This window comes from Dyella sp., from assembly GCF_036746095.1.
Taxonomy (GTDB): domain Bacteria; phylum Pseudomonadota; class Gammaproteobacteria; order Xanthomonadales; family Rhodanobacteraceae; genus Dyella_B.
In genome coordinates this window covers 63,450-79,186 of the sequence record NZ_DAIOEU010000011.1, presented here as the reverse complement: position 1 = coordinate 79,186, position 15,737 = coordinate 63,450, and the positions used below count along the sequence as shown (strand labels likewise).

Below are 15,737 nucleotides of genomic sequence, written 5' to 3'. Positions count from 1 at the left end.
AAGGTGGTTTACATGGATTCGATGACAATGCGTGGTTCGCAGCGCACCGGAAAGTTGACGGAGTTGGCGATGAAGCAGGCATGGTGCGCGTCGTCGTGCACGCACCTGGCGGTTTCCGGATCGCTGGCCGCGGTGATGGTGACGCGCGGGCACAGCACTACCTCAATGAAACGGCCGTCGTTGCCGCGCTCCTGCAAAGTGCCGACGGCGTCGTCGATGTAGCCGGTCACCACCACGCCCGCTACGGCAGCAAGATGCAGGTACCAGAGCATGTGGCAGCTCGATAGCGCGGCCACCAGCATGTCCTCGGGATTGTGCTTGCTGCCGTCGCCGCGAAACGCTGCGTCGGACGACCCGGCGATCACCGGTTTGCCGGCGACGCGGACTTCATGCTCGCGCCCGTAACCCTGGTAGGTTTTGGTGCCGCTGCCATGATTGCCGGTCCACACCACTTGCACGGGGTACTGGTGCTGCTTATCGCCCATGCCGACGCTCCTCGGTTTGCTGCATCAGTTCGGCCAGTTCGGCATCGCGTCGCCCATCGCGCTCGGCCAAGCCTTTCAATACACCGGCCCGATTGGCGTCCGGATGATTCTGGCTCAGCTTGAATTTGCCCTCGATACGTTCGATCGCGATGTCGATACCCACGATCAGGCGCAGCATCTTTTCGATGTGGTCTTCCGGCGCATCGCTGACGTGCCACGGTTTCGCCTGCGATGCTTCGTGGCGGTCGGTCAACCGATCCAGCAACTGGCGTAACCAGGCAGGATCTTCCACGACGCGCAAGCGGCCATGCACGTGCACCACGGCATAGTTCCAGGTGGGCACTTCGCGTCCGGTCTCGTGCTTGCTTGGATACCAATTGGGACTGACGTAGCCATCCACGCCATGGAAGATCACCAGCACTTCGGCGCCGTCTGCTTTCGCCAATTCGTTGCCGCGCGCCACGTGTCCGTGCAGCGATGCATCGCTGGCCAGTTCCAGCGGTATGTGATTGGCAACCAGGCCGTCGTTCCCATGCATGACGATGGTGGCAAACGGATAGTCGCGCATCAGCGCGTGCAATACGTCCGGCCGTGTTTCATGGAAAGATTTGGGCAGATACATGATGGGCTCAGCGCTGCCCGATCAGCGAAGCCATCACGGCTTTCTGCACGTGCAGGCGGTTTTCGGCTTCATCGATGGCGATGCATGCCGGCGAATCCATCACCCCATCGGTGGCCTTGATGTTCCGGCGCAACGGCAGGCAATGGCTGAAGACACCGTTGTTGGTGAGCGCCATCTTTGCTTCGTCGACGATGAAGTGCTTGTGCGCGTCGCGGATCGGCTTTTCCTGCTCCCAGCGACCGAAGAACGGCAGTGCCCCCCAGCTCTTGGCGTACACCACGTCGGCGCCACGATAGGCTTCTTCGATGTTGTGGCTGACCGTGAGCGAGCCGCCGTTTTCCTTCGCGTTCTGCTCGCCGAAGGCCATATAACGCTCGTCCAGCACGTAGTCGGGCGTGGGGCACAGCAGCGTCACATTCATGCCCATCTTGGTGGCGATCAGCAACGCCGAGTTGGCCACCGCAGTGTTCAGCGGCTTTGGGTGATAGGTCCACGTCAGCACGTACTTGCGGCCGGTGAGATCGCCGAAGCGTTCCTTCAGCGCCAGCGCATGCGCCAGTTCCTGGCATGGATGCGTGATGGTTTCCATGTTGATCACCGGCACGGTGGCATGCTGCGCGAAGGCCTTGATCACGGCGTCTTCGCGATCCACCGACCAGTCCTGGAATTTCGGGAAGGCGCGCACGGCGATCAGGTCCACGTAGCGACTCAGCACGCGTGCCACTTCGGCAATGTGCTCTTCCGCCTCACCATCCATCACCACGCCGGGGCGGAATTCGATCGGCCATGCATCCTTGCCCGGTGATAGCACGATGGCGTGACCACCTAGATGGAACGCACCCAACTCGAAGCTCGTGCGCGTACGCATCGAGGGATTGAAGAACAACAACGCCACCGATTTTCCGGCCAGTTGCTGGCCACGCGGCGAGCACTTGAATGCGGCAGCCTGTTCAAGCAGCGCGTCGATTTCGGCGCGACTGTAATCCTGGGTGGTGAGGAAATGACGAAGTGACATCGTTGACTCCAGTCCAAAAACAAAAAACCCGGCGCAAGGGCCGGGTTTAGTCGTCGTATTACACATGCAACGTGGCGACAGCCTACCCGGCCGAATGTCGATTCAGCGGTCGGCGCGCACGCGACGTCATGCCAGCGGCCATACGGGCGCTGGTAAGCACGGTAGCGGTATAGACGGCTGAAGACATGAGGCTTCCGGGTGGTTGAATAGTCATCATGACGGGATTTTCGTTGCCATGCAACAGAAAATTTTTCACAAAAGAAAGGCGACCATGCCGGCGGCAGCGGTCGCCTGATATGAGGCTATGAGGCAGATCAATCAGCTGGCGAGACGCTGACCCGCACCCGCAGGCGCTCGCCCGGGTCGTAGCTGAGGCGCGACATGTAGACGTCGCCGTGATAGCGGTATTCCACATCGTAGCCAATGATCTGGCGCTGCTCGCTGACCTGGGTCACCGGCTGGCACACCGTCTGGTTGCTGGTGTAAGTCTGGCCACCGCTGGAAACGGAGTTGCCAACCGCACCGCCTGCCACCGCGCCGCCCACGATCGCCGCCGTGTTGCCGCGGCCATGGCCGATGGTGCTGCCGAGCACGCCACCGACGACGGCACCAAGCACGGTACCGACGCCCTTGTTGCTCGGCGTCTGCTGCACTACCTGCTGGTCGTAGCACTGCGTGCTGGGCGTAGACGTGCGGGCGACGCCGTAGACCGGATCGACACGCAGCACGTCAGCCCAGGCATAGTGCGCATTATCGGCCGCGGGACCAGGAGCGCCCGGCGGAGGCGGCGGGGGCGGATATCCGTCTTGTTGCGCCATCACGCCGGTGGACATCACGGTCAGCGCAAGCAAGGGGATCAGCAGCATCTTGTTATTCATGGATAGCCTCCGGAAGAGGAAGGATGGCGCGTGGCGCATGTTGAAATTCCAGCAAATTCACTCTGAATCCACGCTTAGAACTGCCGTAACTTAGTGCCCTGTTCGCGGCAGGTTGGCGAAACGAAGGCACCACGGACCAAGTATCGCCGTGGTCATGATGCCTGGAAGGCCCGCAGGGTGTGTCGCACGGCGCAGGAAAGACTGGCTTCCTTTCAAGCCGCGCGGCGCAGTCTGCGGGCCTTACAGGCATCGCCCCATCATTTGAACTAATGCGTTTGGGCCAGCCCTGCCTGTTCGCAGGCCTTCGGACTGGTGACGACAGCGATACTTAGTGATGCCTTAAGAGCTTTCCCCGCCAGCACGGCCGCAAGAGCTTGATAAGATGGCGGGCTTATTGACCCGACCGTGCCCAGCCATGCCGATCTCGCTTTACAACAGCCTCAGCCGTCGCACCGAGCCTTTTTTGCCGCTCGATCCGAACCGGGTGACGGTATATCTGTGCGGGCCCACGGTCTACAACTATGTCCATATCGGCAACGCGCGCGGCCCGGCGGTGTTCGACGTGCTGGTGAAGTTGCTGCGCCGGCATTACGCCGGGGTGGTCTATGCCCGCAACATCACCGATGTGGACGACAAGATCAACGCCGCCGCGCTCGAGCAGGGCGTGCCGATCGGCCAGATCACCAGCCGCTTCGCCCAGGCCTACCGCGAGGACATGGCCGGGCTGGGCATTGCCCCGCCGGACGTCGAGCCGCACGCCACCGCGCATATCGGCCAGATCACCGCGATGATCCAGACGCTGATCGCCAACGGACACGCCTATGAGGCCGAAGGGCACGTGCTGTTCGACGTGGCTTCCTACTCGGCCTACGGTGCGCTGTCTGGCCGTGATACGGACGAGCTGATCGCCGGCGCGCGCGTGGAAGTGGCGCCGTACAAAAGGAACCCCACCGACTTCGTGCTGTGGAAGCCTTCCACTCCGGAACTGCCCGGCTGGGACAGCCCCTGGGGCCGCGGGCGGCCCGGCTGGCATATCGAGTGCTCGGCCATGAGCGCGGCGCATCTGGGCGAAACCATCGACATCCATGCCGGCGGCGTCGATTTGCAGTTTCCCCATCACGAAAACGAAATCGCCCAATCCACCTGTGCGCACGGCGGCAAGGTGTTTGCGCGCTGGTGGCTGCACAACGGCATGCTCACCTTCGATGGGCGCAAGATGTCCAAGTCGCTGGGCAATGTGCTGCACGTGCATGAGCTGCTCAAGCAGCATCCGCACGAAGCGTTGCGCCTGCTGCTGCTGCGCGGCCATTACCGCCAGCCGCTGGACTGGTCGGACGCGGCCGTCGCGCAGGCCATCAGCACGCTGGATGGCTGGTATCGCGTGCTGCGCGAACTGAGCGGCGTCATCGTCGACATGATCCAGCCATTGCCGGTGCCGGAACGCCTGGAGGCCGCCCTTTGCGACGATCTCAACACCCCGCAAGCGCTGGCCGAACTCTCGTTGCTGGCCGATGCCGCGCGGCAGGCTCCGAGCGCTGGCAGCAAGGCCGCCCTGCTCGGTGGCGGCGCGGCGCTGGGATTGCTGCAGCAGGACCCGGAAGCCTGGTTCAAGCAGGCCGGCGGCAATGCGGTAGATGCAACGCGCGTCGAGACGCTGCTGGAAGAACGCCGCGCTGCCCGCGCCGCACGCGACTTTGCACGGGCCGATGCGATCCGCGAGGAGCTGACGAGCATGGGTGTGGTGATCGAGGATGGCGCCCAGGGCACGCGCTGGAGCGTGGTGAAACATTGAAACAGCGTGGTTCGGCCCGAACTAAGCCGGACCGCGCGATAATTCACTCATGAACACTCTTGCCCCAGCCACCGCCGCCCAGGCCCAACAGGAAATCGCCGATGAGTTTGCCTTCTTCGGCGACTGGACCGAGCGCTACCAATACCTGATCGACCTCGGCAAACAGCTGCCACCGTTTCCGGAAGACAAAAAGACCGAGGATTACCGCGTGCACGGCTGTCAGTCGATGGTATGGCTGGTGCCCAGCGGCGATGCATCCAACATGCACTTCGACGCGGCCAGCGACTCGGCCATCGTCTCCGGCCTGATCGCCTTGGTGCTTCGCGTGTATTCCGATCGGCCAGCGGCCGAGATCGTGGCTACCGAGCCTGCGTTCATCCAGGAAATCGGCTTGGCCAAGCATTTGTCACCGACGCGATCGAACGGTTTGGCGGCGATGCTGGTGAGGCTCAAAGCGTACGCGGCAGCGCAACTGTAGGCCTCCAGGCTGGCATGCAATCCCAGCGCCAGGGACGCTCAAGAAAGCTGGAATTTCATCTCGGCCTGCGAAAAGCCCCGCACTCGGCGGGGCTTTTTCTCGTTTACGTCCCGAGCATCAATCGCCCATCTGCTTCTGCAGATGTTCGCGACGCTCCTGCGCATCCAGCGAGAGCGTGGCGATCGGGCGGGCGTCGAGGCGCTCGAGACCGATTTCTTCATCGGTCTCTTCGCAGTAGCCGTAACGGCCTTCCTCGATGCGGCGCAAAGCCTTGTCGATCTTGGAAATCAACTTGCGGTAGCGGTCGCGCGTGCGCAGTTCCAGCGAGTTTTCCGTCTCGCGAGTGGCGCGTTCGGCTTCGTCGCCAACGTCACGCACTTCGTCGCGGAGGTTCTCCATGGTCTGGCGCGACTCTTCCACCAACTGCTCGCGCCAGGTGCGCAGCTTGTTGCGGAAGTACGCAAGGTGACGGGGATTCATGTACTCCTCGTCGGACGAAGGCCGATAGCCCGGAGGCAGATCGATATTCGTGGTGATGGGCAGGGCGTAACGGCCGTCTTCGCGGGTTACACCATTGTCGAGCGTTGTAGCGGAGCTATTCATTGATGACTGCGTGGTTTTTTGTTTCTTGCTGGAGGAATTTTGCGCAGTGGCATTCGCAACGCGCGGCGCCGGGGACGGTCCCACGGCACTGGCCACCTTACCCGCAATGGGCCGGGCGGCAGATGATGATACGGCTTGCGGTGTTGCAGTTTGTGTAGCTGATGTCGCCTTTGCCACGACCGCTGCGGCGGGAGCCGATGCCGCTTTGGGCGCCACCGGTTTGGCAACGGTTTTTTCAGCCGCCTTTTTGACCGGCGCCGGCGCCGGCTTGCGGGCAGGCGCGGCGTGCTTGGGCTCAGGCTTCTTGGCCTCGGGCTTGGCTGCCTTCTTGGCTGGCGCCTTGACCGGCTCGGCATGCTTCGGATGCGCCTTGGCGACCGGCTTGGCCACGGCCTTCTTGGCCGGCGCTGGCGCCGCCTTCTTGGCGGCCGCCTTGACCGGAGCTTTCTTCGCCTCGGCCTTCTTGGCCGGCGCCGCCTTTTTCACGGACTTGGGGGCAGCGACCTTGGCCTTGCTGGCCTTGGTGTCGTTGCTCTTGCCCGCAGCCTTTCCTTTTGCAGCGTTCTTGGCGGCGGTCGAATTATGCGTGGTTTTCGCCATTTACCTTCACCGTTTTGGCCTTGGCGGCCGGCTGTTATAGCCCAATACCCTTCACACCGGCAACCATCCCTTTGGGATACTTACACCTTCTGGAATACTTCCACCCTCGGGTCTCAAAGCGGCTTCGGCCATGTGAACGCCGTGCATCGGTTGATTATCTTCCTGCTCAATCTCTACAAGCGCTTCGTGAGCCCTCTGTTAGGACAGCGTTGTCGCTTTTACCCCAGTTGCTCCGATTATGCACGCATTGCTGTCTCCCGCTTTGGTCCATGGCGCGGCAGCCTGCTGGCCGGATGGCGGATACTACGCTGTCAGCCGCTGTGCTCGGGCGGTAACGATCCGGTACCCGGGCACTTCCACTTTTCCGGCTGCCATGCCGCAGGCAGGGAACCGGAAGATGGGGCTGCTTGAGCGCGGCGCAAGTCCAATGCCTTTCCCTTTTCCTTGAGGAGTTCGCATGTCCACCGATTGGCTGATCAAGAACGCCGAACTGGTCAATGAAGGTCGCCGCTTCCACGCCGACCTGCGCGTCAAGCACGGCCGCATCGATGCCATCGGCGACAGCTTGAACGCTCGCCCCGGCGAGCAGGTGATCGATGCGACAGGGCTCTGGCTGCTGCCCGGCATGGTCGATGACCAAGTGCACTTTCGCGAACCGGGGCTCACGCACAAAGCCGATATCACGCACGAATCGCGCGCCTGCGCCGCGGGCGGCATCACCAGCTTCATGGAGATGCCCAACACCAAGCCGCCGGCGCTGGACCGCGAATCGCTGGAAGCCAAGTACGCGCGCGCGGCGGAAACCTCGGCGGTGAACTACGCGTTCTACCTCGGCGCCAGCAACGACAATCTCGAGGCGATCCGCTCGCTCGACCCCAACGCCGCGCCGGGCATCAAGGTGTTCATGGGCGCCTCCACCGGCAACATGCTGGTGGACAACCCCGACACGCTGGACGGCATCTTCCGCGAAGCCCCCACGCCGATCATCACGCATTGCGAAGACACGCCGATGATCGATGCGTTGCACGCCAAGGCACGCGAAAAATACGGCGACAACATTCCGGCACGCGAGCATCCGCTGATCCGCTCGCGTGAGGCCTGCATCAAGTCCACCCGGCTGGCCATCTCGCTGGCGCAAAAGCACGGCACGCGACTGCACGTGCTGCATATTTCCACCGCCGACGAACTGGCACTATTCCAGCCTGGTCCGCTCAAGGGCAAGCAGATCACGGCCGAAACCTGCGTGCACTTCCTGCATTTCAGCGACGAGGATTACGAACGGCTGGGCTTCCTGATCAAGTGCAATCCCGCCATCAAGACGGCCGCGGATCGCGAAGCGATCATCAGGGCGGTGGCGGAGCGCCGCATCGACGTGCTCGCTACCGACCATGCACCGCATCTGCTGGAAGAAAAGGCACAGCTCTACGACAAGGCCCCTTCCGGCTTGCCGCTGGTGCAATTTGCACTGCAGGCGGCCTTGCAGCGCGTGACCGAAGGCAAGCTCACGCTGGAACGCGTGGTGGAAGCGGTCAGCCATGCGCCGGCCACGCTATTCAGCGTGCACGAACGCGGCTTTCTGCGCGAAGGCTATGCGGCTGACCTGGTGCTGGTCGATCCACGCAAGCCGCATACCGTGCGTCGCGAAGAAGTGCTGTCGAAGTGTGGCTGGTCGCCATTCGAGGGCTACTCCTTCAGCCATTCCATTGCGTCGACGTTCGTCAACGGGCGACGCGTGTGGGACGGCATGCGCGTGGACGAAAGCGTGCGCGGCGAGCGCCTGGCGTTTGATCGCTGAAGCCTTTAGCCTCTCGCCATGCCTCCATGCGAGGCATGGCGCACGCGGCCATCAGTGCAACTCGGAAATCGTTACCGACACCGGGCCGCTGTTGCCTGAGTCGCCAAGCACGCGGGCCTGCGTATCGCTGGTCGCCAAGGTGCGATCACCCTGCTTGATGCTCGCCGACACACGGAAATCCGTGCCGTTGGCCACGTCGCCCGGCTCATAGCTCAACACGAACGACACCGGCGAGGCGCCGATCGGCGCAATGCGGTCGGTCGCGATCACGCCTGCCGGCGCATCATGCCGGTTGAGCGTAACGACCAGATAAGCATCGGGCGGCAAGTCGTGCGCGAGGTGATAGTCGACTTCGCCGGCCAACGACTTCATCAGCGTCTGCTGTGGCAGCGGCGTGTTGTGCTTGCCGAAGTGCGGCATCCAGCTGCAACCGGCCAGTACACACGCGCCGGCCAGGAGCACTCCGTAGCGGATCTTCATGGGGATTTCCTCATCTGCGAACGTGCGGATGATAACAACCGCGCGCGCATCGGCGTTGGATCAGTCTCGCCCGTTGCCGTAGCCGCCGGCGATGCCTTTGCTGGCGTAGGCCACGGCATCGTGCGGATGCAGGCTTTCCTGGTGTTCAAGGCGCACATGGAAATCGGCAATGCACTCATCGATGTCGAGCGCATGCTGGATACGTCGCGCGGCATCCTCGCAGAACATCAGGTTGCCGCCGTTGGCGAGGGCGAAGGCCTGCTCGTCTTCGCGCTTTACCGCGGTCTGCACCGGCGTACCCAGGGCGTGTTCGACACGATCGAGCAGACTGATGAGATCCAGCCGTGCGCCCCCGGCAAAACGCACCAGCAGACGCGCCACGCTGCGCTGCGCATGCGGCGTGGCCACGATGCCCTTTTCGCTGCCCAGCCAGGCCAGCACCGCCGCGTGATCCAACGGCTTGTTTGCATCGAAATCCTTGGCGAATTGCTCCTGGATCAGTTGCCGCGAAAGCGCCGCTGAGGCGGGGCAAGTCGAGGAATAAACCACCTCCGTTCCCAATTCCAGGCGAAAGCCGTCTTCGCACAGACTGGCTTCAATGGAAACCGGGTAGGCACGCCAACCGCTGTTGCTGCTGCGCAAGGCAGCGCGGCGCACGAGTTGATCAAAGCGAATGCTGATGCGCGCACGATCCGCCAGCTCATGGTGCGATTCCAGGAAGGCGCGTAGCAAGGATTCCAGCAGGCCGGCATCGACCGGCCTGGCGCTCAGGTATTCGTCCACCAGCAGATACAGGCGCGACATGTGGATGCCGCGCTTGTCCGGCCGGGTGAGATTGACGAAAGCACCCACTTGCGCGCTGGAACGCTGCGCCGAGCCGTCGCCGGCATCGAACAGTACGGGCACCTCAATGCCATCCATGCCCACCCAATCCAATGCCCCAGCCAGATGCGGCTGTGCCTGGGCGGCAACATCTGGCATCAGGCGGACAGTGTTTTCATGGGTATGCATGGGAGCTCCTCAATCACCCCTCTACAGGGGAGCTGTACAAGGCTGTCACGGAGCCAATCTTGGGGCAGCTCGCCGCGCCGCAACAGGCCTTGCTTTGGAAACAGTGCGTTTTATTGCTCTTTAGCCCCTCACCTGCTGCTGCCATCGCTGAGCCACTCGCCAGGCGCGCATGGTCGCCATGAAGCCTCGGTCCGGCGTACCTTTTTGCAACGCCTCCATCGGCTCGCCGGCGCGCGCGGCCCGGCGCACCAGCCGCTCCGCCTCGCCGGCTTCCAGCGCTCGGAAAACGCTCAAAGGACCGTCGAGCCGAACGGCTTCGCTCCAGGCCGAGTGCAGATCATCCAGCTGCGCCTTGATGGCCTGATCACGCGCCTCGCTCGGTTGTCGCAGTCCGGCGCGGCTCAGATCGAAGCGGGCCAGCCGCGCCATGGGCAACGGCAGGCGATCGCGCTCCGCGTCGTCTGGCAGGCGGCGCAAGGCAAACAGCAAATGATTCAACGTCGCCACGCGCGCGGCGCGTGCCGGCGAAGCGGTTTCGCCGTACCACCAGGCGGTTTCCAGTGCGGCCAGCGCGCCATGCAAGGCAGAGGCGGCATGGAGTTGCGCGGCGAAATCCACCGCCGTGCCCTCTTCCAGTTGTGCCATCGCGGCCAATACGGGGGCCAACCAGCGCTCCTGTGGCATCGCATGGGCACGCTCGTCATCGAACAAAACGCGGGTCAGCGGATGCCTGCCGCCACTGGCTGCCGCACCGCTCAATTCTTCTGCCCACCAATTGAGCTTGGTGGCAGCCACATGCGGTTCGCGAATGCCGTAGGCGGCGGACAGCAACTCTTGTTCCCATGCCGCCAGCGCGATATGTCCCGGATATTTGGCCGGATCCACGAACACCAGCGCAGTGCGCTGTTGCGGTTGCACGGCCAGCCATTTATCGACGTAGCTTTGCAGCGCGCCGTGCAGGGAAACTTCTTCGCTCACGCCGGAACCGTCAACTTGAGCAACTCGGTCAAGTCACGCGGGTGTGCCACGACAAGCTCGGCGCCCCAGCTGTGTGGATCGCCGCCGTCGAGATAGCCCCATTGGACGGCGACGGTATAGAGACCGGCGGCGTGTCCGGCCTGCACGTCGCGGCGATCATCGCCTACAAAAAGGCAGCGCGCGGGCTCCAGCGCAGCACGTTCGCATGCCAGCAGCACAGGGGCCGGGTCGGGCTTGCGCACGGGCAACGTGTCGCCTGACACCACCGCGCACACGCGTTCGCCCCAGCCGATCTGCTTCACCAGATCATCGGTGAGATAGCCGGGCTTGTTGGTAACGATGCCCCAGGCAATGCCATGGACCTCGAGTGTGTCGAGCAATGCGTCGATGCCTTCGAAGGGACGCGTATGGCGCGACATCATGCCGTGGTAAAGCTCCAGATAACGCGGCATGCGCTCAAGCAGTGCGTCGTCGCCTTCATCGAAGGCACAGCGCAGGATGGCGCGCGAACCGCGCGACACCACGGTGCGCACCGCTGCGTACGAAGGAACGGCTGCACCCACTTCATTGCAGTAAACAGCCAGCGCGGCATGCAGGTCGGGGGCGCTGTCCAGCAACGTGCCGTCCAGGTCGAACAAAACGCCTTGAGGCGATACGGGTAGTGGCTTCATGCGGGTTTGCGTGCGCAGACGAGATAGTTGACGGCGGTGATGCGGCTTAGCCATGCCTTGCGCGTGATCGGGTTGTAGCCCAGGCCGCTGATGTCTTCCAGTTCCAGGCCCTCATGCCGCAGCAAGCGCGCGAGTTCGGACGGCTTGAGGAATTGCGCATAGTGATGCGTACCGCGCGGCAACAGGCGCGCGATGTACTCCGCGCCGATGATGGCCGCACCGAACGAAGCCGGAGTGCGGTTGAGCGTGGACATGAACAGTCTTGCGCCCGGCTTCAGCATGACAGCCAGATCGTGCACGAGTGCCGCCGGATCAGGAATGTGTTCGATCAGTTCCATGCAGCACACGCCATCGAAGCTGGCCGGCTCAGCTGCGGCAAGTTCCGCGGAGGACTGCTTGCGGTAGTCCACTTGCACGTTCGACTCGTGCAGATGCAATCGAGCGATCTCGATAACCTTCAGCCCCATGTCGATGCCGACCACGTCGGCACCGGCGCGCGCGAGGGCTTCGCTCAGCAGGCCGCCGCCACAACCCACGTCGGCCACACGCGAACCACGCAAGGCCAAACGCGACGCGACATAGTCGAGGCGGACGGGATTGAGATCGTGCAACGGCCGTGATTCACCGTCCGGATCCCACCAGCGCGAGGCCAGTTTGTCGAAGCGCGCAATTTCTTTATGGCTGACGTTTTGCGTAGCTTGCATGACGAACAACTCCCGTGAATCCGGTGTTTAGTGGGTGTTCCATTCGTAGACCGTGACATCCCAGCCGCCGCTAGTATGCGCCGGGTCGCTGTGGGCGATCGCCAAGGCCTCGTCCATGGATTGCGCACGTAGCAGATAGGCGCCGCCGGAGCGGTCTGCAAAGGGGCCGGACATCTCATTGCGCCCCTGCTCGCGCAGCGTGTCCAGAAACGCTTGATGCAGCGGTATCACGGCAGGATCAACTTGCGGCCTGCGCATCAGCATGACGAGGAAACGTGTCATGCCGGATCCAATGCCGCGATGCGCTCGCGCCATGCATGCGTGCGTCCCATGATGCCGTCCAGATCCATGTCCACCAGTTCGCGACCGGCGAGCTTGCGCTTGCCGGCGATCCATACGTCGGTGACCTGGTGGCGGCCAGTGGCATAGATGAGTTGGGACACAACGTGGAACAACGGCTGCGTTTCCAGATCGCTCAACCGGACCGCTGCCAAGTCTGCCTGCTTGCCGGCTTCGATCGAGCCGATTTCCGCATCCAGGCCCAGCGCCTTGGCGGCCTGGATGGTGGCGGTGCGCAGTGCGTACTCGGCATCGAACGCGGCGGCGTCATCGGCCACCGCCTTGGCCAGCAGCGCCGCGGTGCGCATTTCGCCGAACATGTCCAAGTCATTGTTGGATGCGGCGCCATCGGTACCCAGCGCAACGTTCACACCAGCCTTGCGCAGCTTTTCCGCCGGGCAGAAGCCGGAAGCCAATTTCAGGTTGGATTCTGGACAATGCACCACCGACACACCGGCCTCGGCGCAGGCGGCAATTTCGCCGTCGGTGAGCTGGGTCATGTGCACGGCGATCAGGCGGTCATTGACCAGGCCCAGTTTCTGTAGGCGCTGGAACGGGCGCAGGCCGCTTTTCTTGCGCTCCTCCTCCACCTCGTGCGCCGTTTCATGCAGATGCAGATGCACCGGGATATCCAGCTGATCGGCCAGCATACGGATGCGCTCGAAGGATTCGTCGGACACGGTGTACGGCGCATGCGGCCCGAATGCCGTGCGAACCAGCGGATCGTTGCGGAAGCTGTCGTGCGTTTCGCCGGCCCGCTCGAAATATTCGTCCTGCGTGCGCGCCCATGCGGTAGGAAACTGGATCACCGGCAAGGCGATGACGGCGCGGAAACCATGCTTGCGGTAAGTCGCACCGATGGCGTCCGGAAAGAAATAGTTTTCGTTGGCGCAGGTGGTACCACCGCGCAGCATCTCGGCGATGGCCAGTTCTACGCCATCGCGCACGAATTCGGGACCGATCACCTTTGCCTCGACCGGCCAGATGTGTTGCTGCAGCCAGACCATCAGCGGCAAGTCGTCAGCCAGACCGCGCATCAAGGTCATGGGATTGTGTGCGTGGGTGTTGATCAGACCGGGGATTAGCACGTGTTCGCCCAGCTCAACCCGCTCGCGCGGCGCATAGGCATGGCGCGCCTCGGCGATCGGCAGTATGGCCACGATGCGATCGGCATGAACAACGACGGCGTGGTGTTCTAATACCACGCCACGCGGTTCGACCGGCACCACCCAACGGGCTTCGATGAGTACATCCACAGGCTGCGGCGCGGTCTGGGTCGTCATGGGGATTCTTTGATGTGGGGATATGAAACGGGGCGGTACATCTTACGATGACCGCCCCGCGGGGTTGCTTGTCGTCCTAGTGAAGACTGCGCTCAATATGTTGCGTGCTACGCACTGGTGCCTCACTGGATGCCGGCCTTCACCGGGATGACCTACTGGCAAGCCGCGCTGAAGCGCGCGGCCAGTACGTCACTTGCCGACGCGGCTGACGTATTCGCCGGTGCGGGTGTCGACCTTGATCACTTCATCCGTGCTGACGAACAACGGCACGCGCACCACGGCGCCGGTTTCCAGCGTCGCCGGCTTGCCACCGCCACCGGAGGTATCGCCGCGCAGGCCAGGATCGGTCTCGGTGATCTTCAGTTCGACGAAGTTCGGCGGCTGCACCGCAATGATCTCGCCGTTGAACAGCGTGACCACGCATTCTTCTTCGCCCTTGAGCCACTTGGCCGCATCACCCATGCCGACCTTGCTGGCTTGATGCTGCTCGAAGCTTTCCTGGTGCATGAAGTGCCAGAATTCGCCATCGGAGTACAGGTATTGCATATCGGTATCGACGATGTCGGCGACTTCGAAGCTGTCACTGGACTTCATCGTCTGCTCGGTGGTGCGCCCGTTCTTCAGGTTGCGGATGAAGATGCGGGTGAACGCCTGACCTTTGCCGGGCTTGATGAAATCGGCGTCGGTAATGACCCACGGGTCATTGTTGTGAAGGATCTTCATACCCTTCTTGACGTCGTTGAGACCGACGGTGGCCATGCGCTATGTGCTCCAGATGTGATGCCGCCGGCAGGCAGCTAGAATAAGCGGTTCCCGGGCCTGGGCCCGGTTCAAGACTCATTATGATAACCGCAAGCCACGCTGCCCGCCTATCACCGCCCGAGCCCGACTGGCGCACGCTATGGCGCGAAGCCATTACCGATACGCGCGAATTATTGGCGATGGTGGGGCTGGAGCAGCTTGCCGATACGCTGCCTGCCGACGATGCCGGCTTCCCGCTGCGCGTGCCCCGTGGTTTTGCCGGCCGCATGCGTAAGGCCGATGCCCGCGACCCGCTGTTGCTGCAGGTGCTGCCCCAGCTGGCCGAGACACGGCCGATGCCTGGCTTCAGCACAGACGCCGTGGGCGATATGGCGGCCCGCTCGGCCAAGGGCGTGTTGCATAAGTATCAGGGGCGTGCCTTGCTGATCGCCAGCGGCAGCTGCGCGGTGAATTGCCGGTATTGTTTTCGACGTCATTTTCCTTACGGCGAGGAGATGGCCGCGGCCGGTCAATGGCACCAGGCGCTGGAAAACGTTCGCCAGGACGCATCGATCAGCGAGCTGATTCTGTCCGGCGGCGATCCGCTGGCGCTGGCCACCGGCAAGCTGGAAGAGCTTGGCCGCGGGCTGGCCGGCATCCCTCACGTGACGCGATTGCGCATCCATACCCGCCTGCCGGTGGTGCTCCCCGAGCGTATCGACACACCTTTCGTCGAGTGGCTGAGGGCACTGCCCATCCAAAAGGTGGTGGTCTTGCACGCCAATCACGCCAACGAGTTCGATGCCCCCGTAGACGAGGCTTGCGCACGCCTGCGCGAAGCCGGTGCGACACTGCTCAACCAGGCCGTGCTGCTCAAGGGAATCAACGATGATGCCGATACGCTGATAAGGCTGTCGGAACGCATGTTTGCCGCAGGCGTGCTGCCTTATTACCTGCATCAGCTCGATCGCGTGCAGGGCGCAGCGCATTTCGAGGTAAGCGATACCCAGGCACGGGCACTGATCGAATGCATGCGCGGCCACCTGCCAGGGTACCTGGTACCCAAGCTGGTGCGTGAGGTGGGAGGCGATCCGTCGAAGCGGCCACTTTGACTGTCCTCATGGGCCATGCCAGCCGCATGCCCTTGACGAAAAACAGGCGGGGGACAACCGTATGCCTGCGCTTCGTCACCAATGCACGCATTGATGCTGGCAGGTCTGCAAGGAATCCGTTAAAACACCCTATATTCAGTGCCGGCTTGC

At 62.8% G+C, this 15,737-nt stretch carries 18 protein-coding genes; 5 read left to right on the top strand and 13 right to left on the bottom strand.

Annotated features, from left to right (window positions below; all coding sequences use genetic code 11):
- Positions 1–8 precede the first annotated feature (8 nt).
- The 4 genes from V7M64_RS07555 to V7M64_RS07540 form a co-directional block, all read right to left on the bottom strand.
- Positions 9–485, bottom strand: coding sequence for an OsmC family protein (locus V7M64_RS07555; protein ID WP_333678246.1), 477 nt, complete (start codon positions 483–485; stop codon positions 9–11).
- Entirely contained in the window at positions 475–1,107 is a 633-nt protein-coding gene (locus tag V7M64_RS07550) for an FMN-binding negative transcriptional regulator (protein ID WP_333678244.1), read from the bottom strand. Before V7M64_RS07550 ends, V7M64_RS07555 begins: the two co-directional genes overlap by 11 nt.
- A gap of 7 nt (positions 1,108–1,114) precedes the next feature.
- Entirely contained in the window at positions 1,115–2,122 is a 1,008-nt protein-coding gene (locus tag V7M64_RS07545; RefSeq protein WP_333678242.1) for an N-acetylornithine carbamoyltransferase, read from the bottom strand.
- A 314-nt stretch (positions 2,123–2,436) separates the two neighbouring features.
- Positions 2,437–3,000: a glycine zipper 2TM domain-containing protein gene (locus tag V7M64_RS07540; RefSeq protein WP_333678240.1), complete on the bottom strand. Its 564-nt coding sequence runs from the start codon at positions 2,998–3,000 to the stop codon at positions 2,437–2,439.
- 415 nt (positions 3,001–3,415) lie between these two features.
- On the opposite strand from V7M64_RS07540, the gene cysS reads away from it, so the two are divergent.
- Complete coding sequence (gene cysS, locus V7M64_RS07535; RefSeq protein WP_333678237.1) at positions 3,416–4,792, top strand: cysteine--tRNA ligase; 1,377 nt, start codon at positions 3,416–3,418, stop codon at positions 4,790–4,792.
- A gap of 49 nt (positions 4,793–4,841) precedes the next feature.
- Positions 4,842–5,270 (top strand): SufE family protein, encoded by a 429-nt coding sequence (locus tag V7M64_RS07530; protein ID WP_333678235.1) that lies wholly within the window; start codon positions 4,842–4,844, stop codon positions 5,268–5,270.
- A 117-nt stretch (positions 5,271–5,387) separates the two neighbouring features.
- On the opposite strand, the gene dksA is transcribed toward V7M64_RS07530, so the two are convergent.
- Positions 5,388–6,473, bottom strand: a complete 1,086-nt coding sequence (dksA, locus tag V7M64_RS07525) for an RNA polymerase-binding protein DksA (RefSeq protein ID WP_333678233.1) — start codon at positions 6,471–6,473, stop codon at positions 5,388–5,390.
- Between the two features lie 141 nt (positions 6,474–6,614).
- Between dksA and yidD the strand changes: the two genes are divergently transcribed.
- Positions 6,615–6,884 carry a membrane protein insertion efficiency factor YidD gene (yidD, locus tag V7M64_RS07520; RefSeq protein WP_333678290.1) on the top strand — a complete coding sequence of 90 codons (270 nt, stop codon included), beginning with the start codon at positions 6,615–6,617 and terminating at the stop codon, positions 6,882–6,884.
- Between the two features lie 46 nt (positions 6,885–6,930).
- Positions 6,931–8,268 (top strand): dihydroorotase, encoded by a 1,338-nt coding sequence (locus tag V7M64_RS07515; RefSeq protein ID WP_333678231.1) that lies wholly within the window; start codon positions 6,931–6,933, stop codon positions 8,266–8,268.
- Positions 8,269–8,319: 51 nt separating this feature from the next.
- Here the strand turns inward: V7M64_RS07515 and V7M64_RS07510 are convergent, their stop codons facing one another.
- The 8 genes from V7M64_RS07510 to efp all read right to left on the bottom strand — a co-directional run bounded on the left by V7M64_RS07510 (position 8,320) and on the right by efp (position 14,493).
- A complete protein-coding gene (locus V7M64_RS07510) occupies positions 8,320–8,748 on the bottom strand; it encodes a YbaY family lipoprotein (RefSeq protein WP_333678230.1) in 429 nt (142 codons plus the stop codon).
- Positions 8,749–8,808: 60 nt separating this feature from the next.
- Positions 8,809–9,759: a GTP cyclohydrolase FolE2 gene (gene folE2 / locus V7M64_RS07505; RefSeq protein WP_333678229.1), complete on the bottom strand. Its 951-nt coding sequence runs from the start codon at positions 9,757–9,759 to the stop codon at positions 8,809–8,811.
- 120 nt (positions 9,760–9,879) lie between these two features.
- A complete protein-coding gene (locus V7M64_RS07500; protein ID WP_333678227.1) occupies positions 9,880–10,737 on the bottom strand; it encodes a squalene/phytoene synthase family protein in 858 nt (285 codons plus the stop codon).
- Complete coding sequence (locus V7M64_RS07495) at positions 10,734–11,408, bottom strand: HAD-IA family hydrolase (RefSeq protein ID WP_333678226.1); 675 nt, start codon at positions 11,406–11,408, stop codon at positions 10,734–10,736. The genes V7M64_RS07500 and V7M64_RS07495 overlap by 4 nt, the downstream gene beginning before the upstream one ends.
- Positions 11,405–12,112 carry a bifunctional 2-polyprenyl-6-hydroxyphenol methylase/3-demethylubiquinol 3-O-methyltransferase UbiG gene (gene ubiG / locus V7M64_RS07490; protein WP_333678224.1) on the bottom strand — a complete coding sequence of 236 codons (708 nt, stop codon included), beginning with the start codon at positions 12,110–12,112 and terminating at the stop codon, positions 11,405–11,407. The genes V7M64_RS07495 and ubiG overlap by 4 nt, the downstream gene beginning before the upstream one ends.
- A 27-nt stretch (positions 12,113–12,139) precedes the next feature.
- Positions 12,140–12,394, bottom strand: coding sequence for a YciI family protein (locus tag V7M64_RS07485; protein ID WP_333678223.1), 255 nt, complete (start codon positions 12,392–12,394; stop codon positions 12,140–12,142).
- Positions 12,391–13,734, bottom strand: coding sequence for a TRZ/ATZ family hydrolase (locus tag V7M64_RS07480; protein WP_333678221.1), 1,344 nt, complete (start codon positions 13,732–13,734; stop codon positions 12,391–12,393). Before V7M64_RS07480 ends, V7M64_RS07485 begins: the two co-directional genes overlap by 4 nt.
- 189 nt (positions 13,735–13,923) lie before the next feature.
- Positions 13,924–14,493 carry an elongation factor P gene (gene efp, locus V7M64_RS07475; RefSeq protein ID WP_333678220.1) on the bottom strand — a complete coding sequence of 190 codons (570 nt, stop codon included), beginning with the start codon at positions 14,491–14,493 and terminating at the stop codon, positions 13,924–13,926.
- 83 nt (positions 14,494–14,576) lie between these two features.
- On the opposite strand from efp, the gene epmB reads away from it, so the two are divergent.
- Positions 14,577–15,587, top strand: a complete 1,011-nt coding sequence (gene epmB, locus V7M64_RS07470; protein WP_333678219.1) for an EF-P beta-lysylation protein EpmB — start codon at positions 14,577–14,579, stop codon at positions 15,585–15,587.
- Positions 15,588–15,737: the final 150 nt, after the last annotated feature.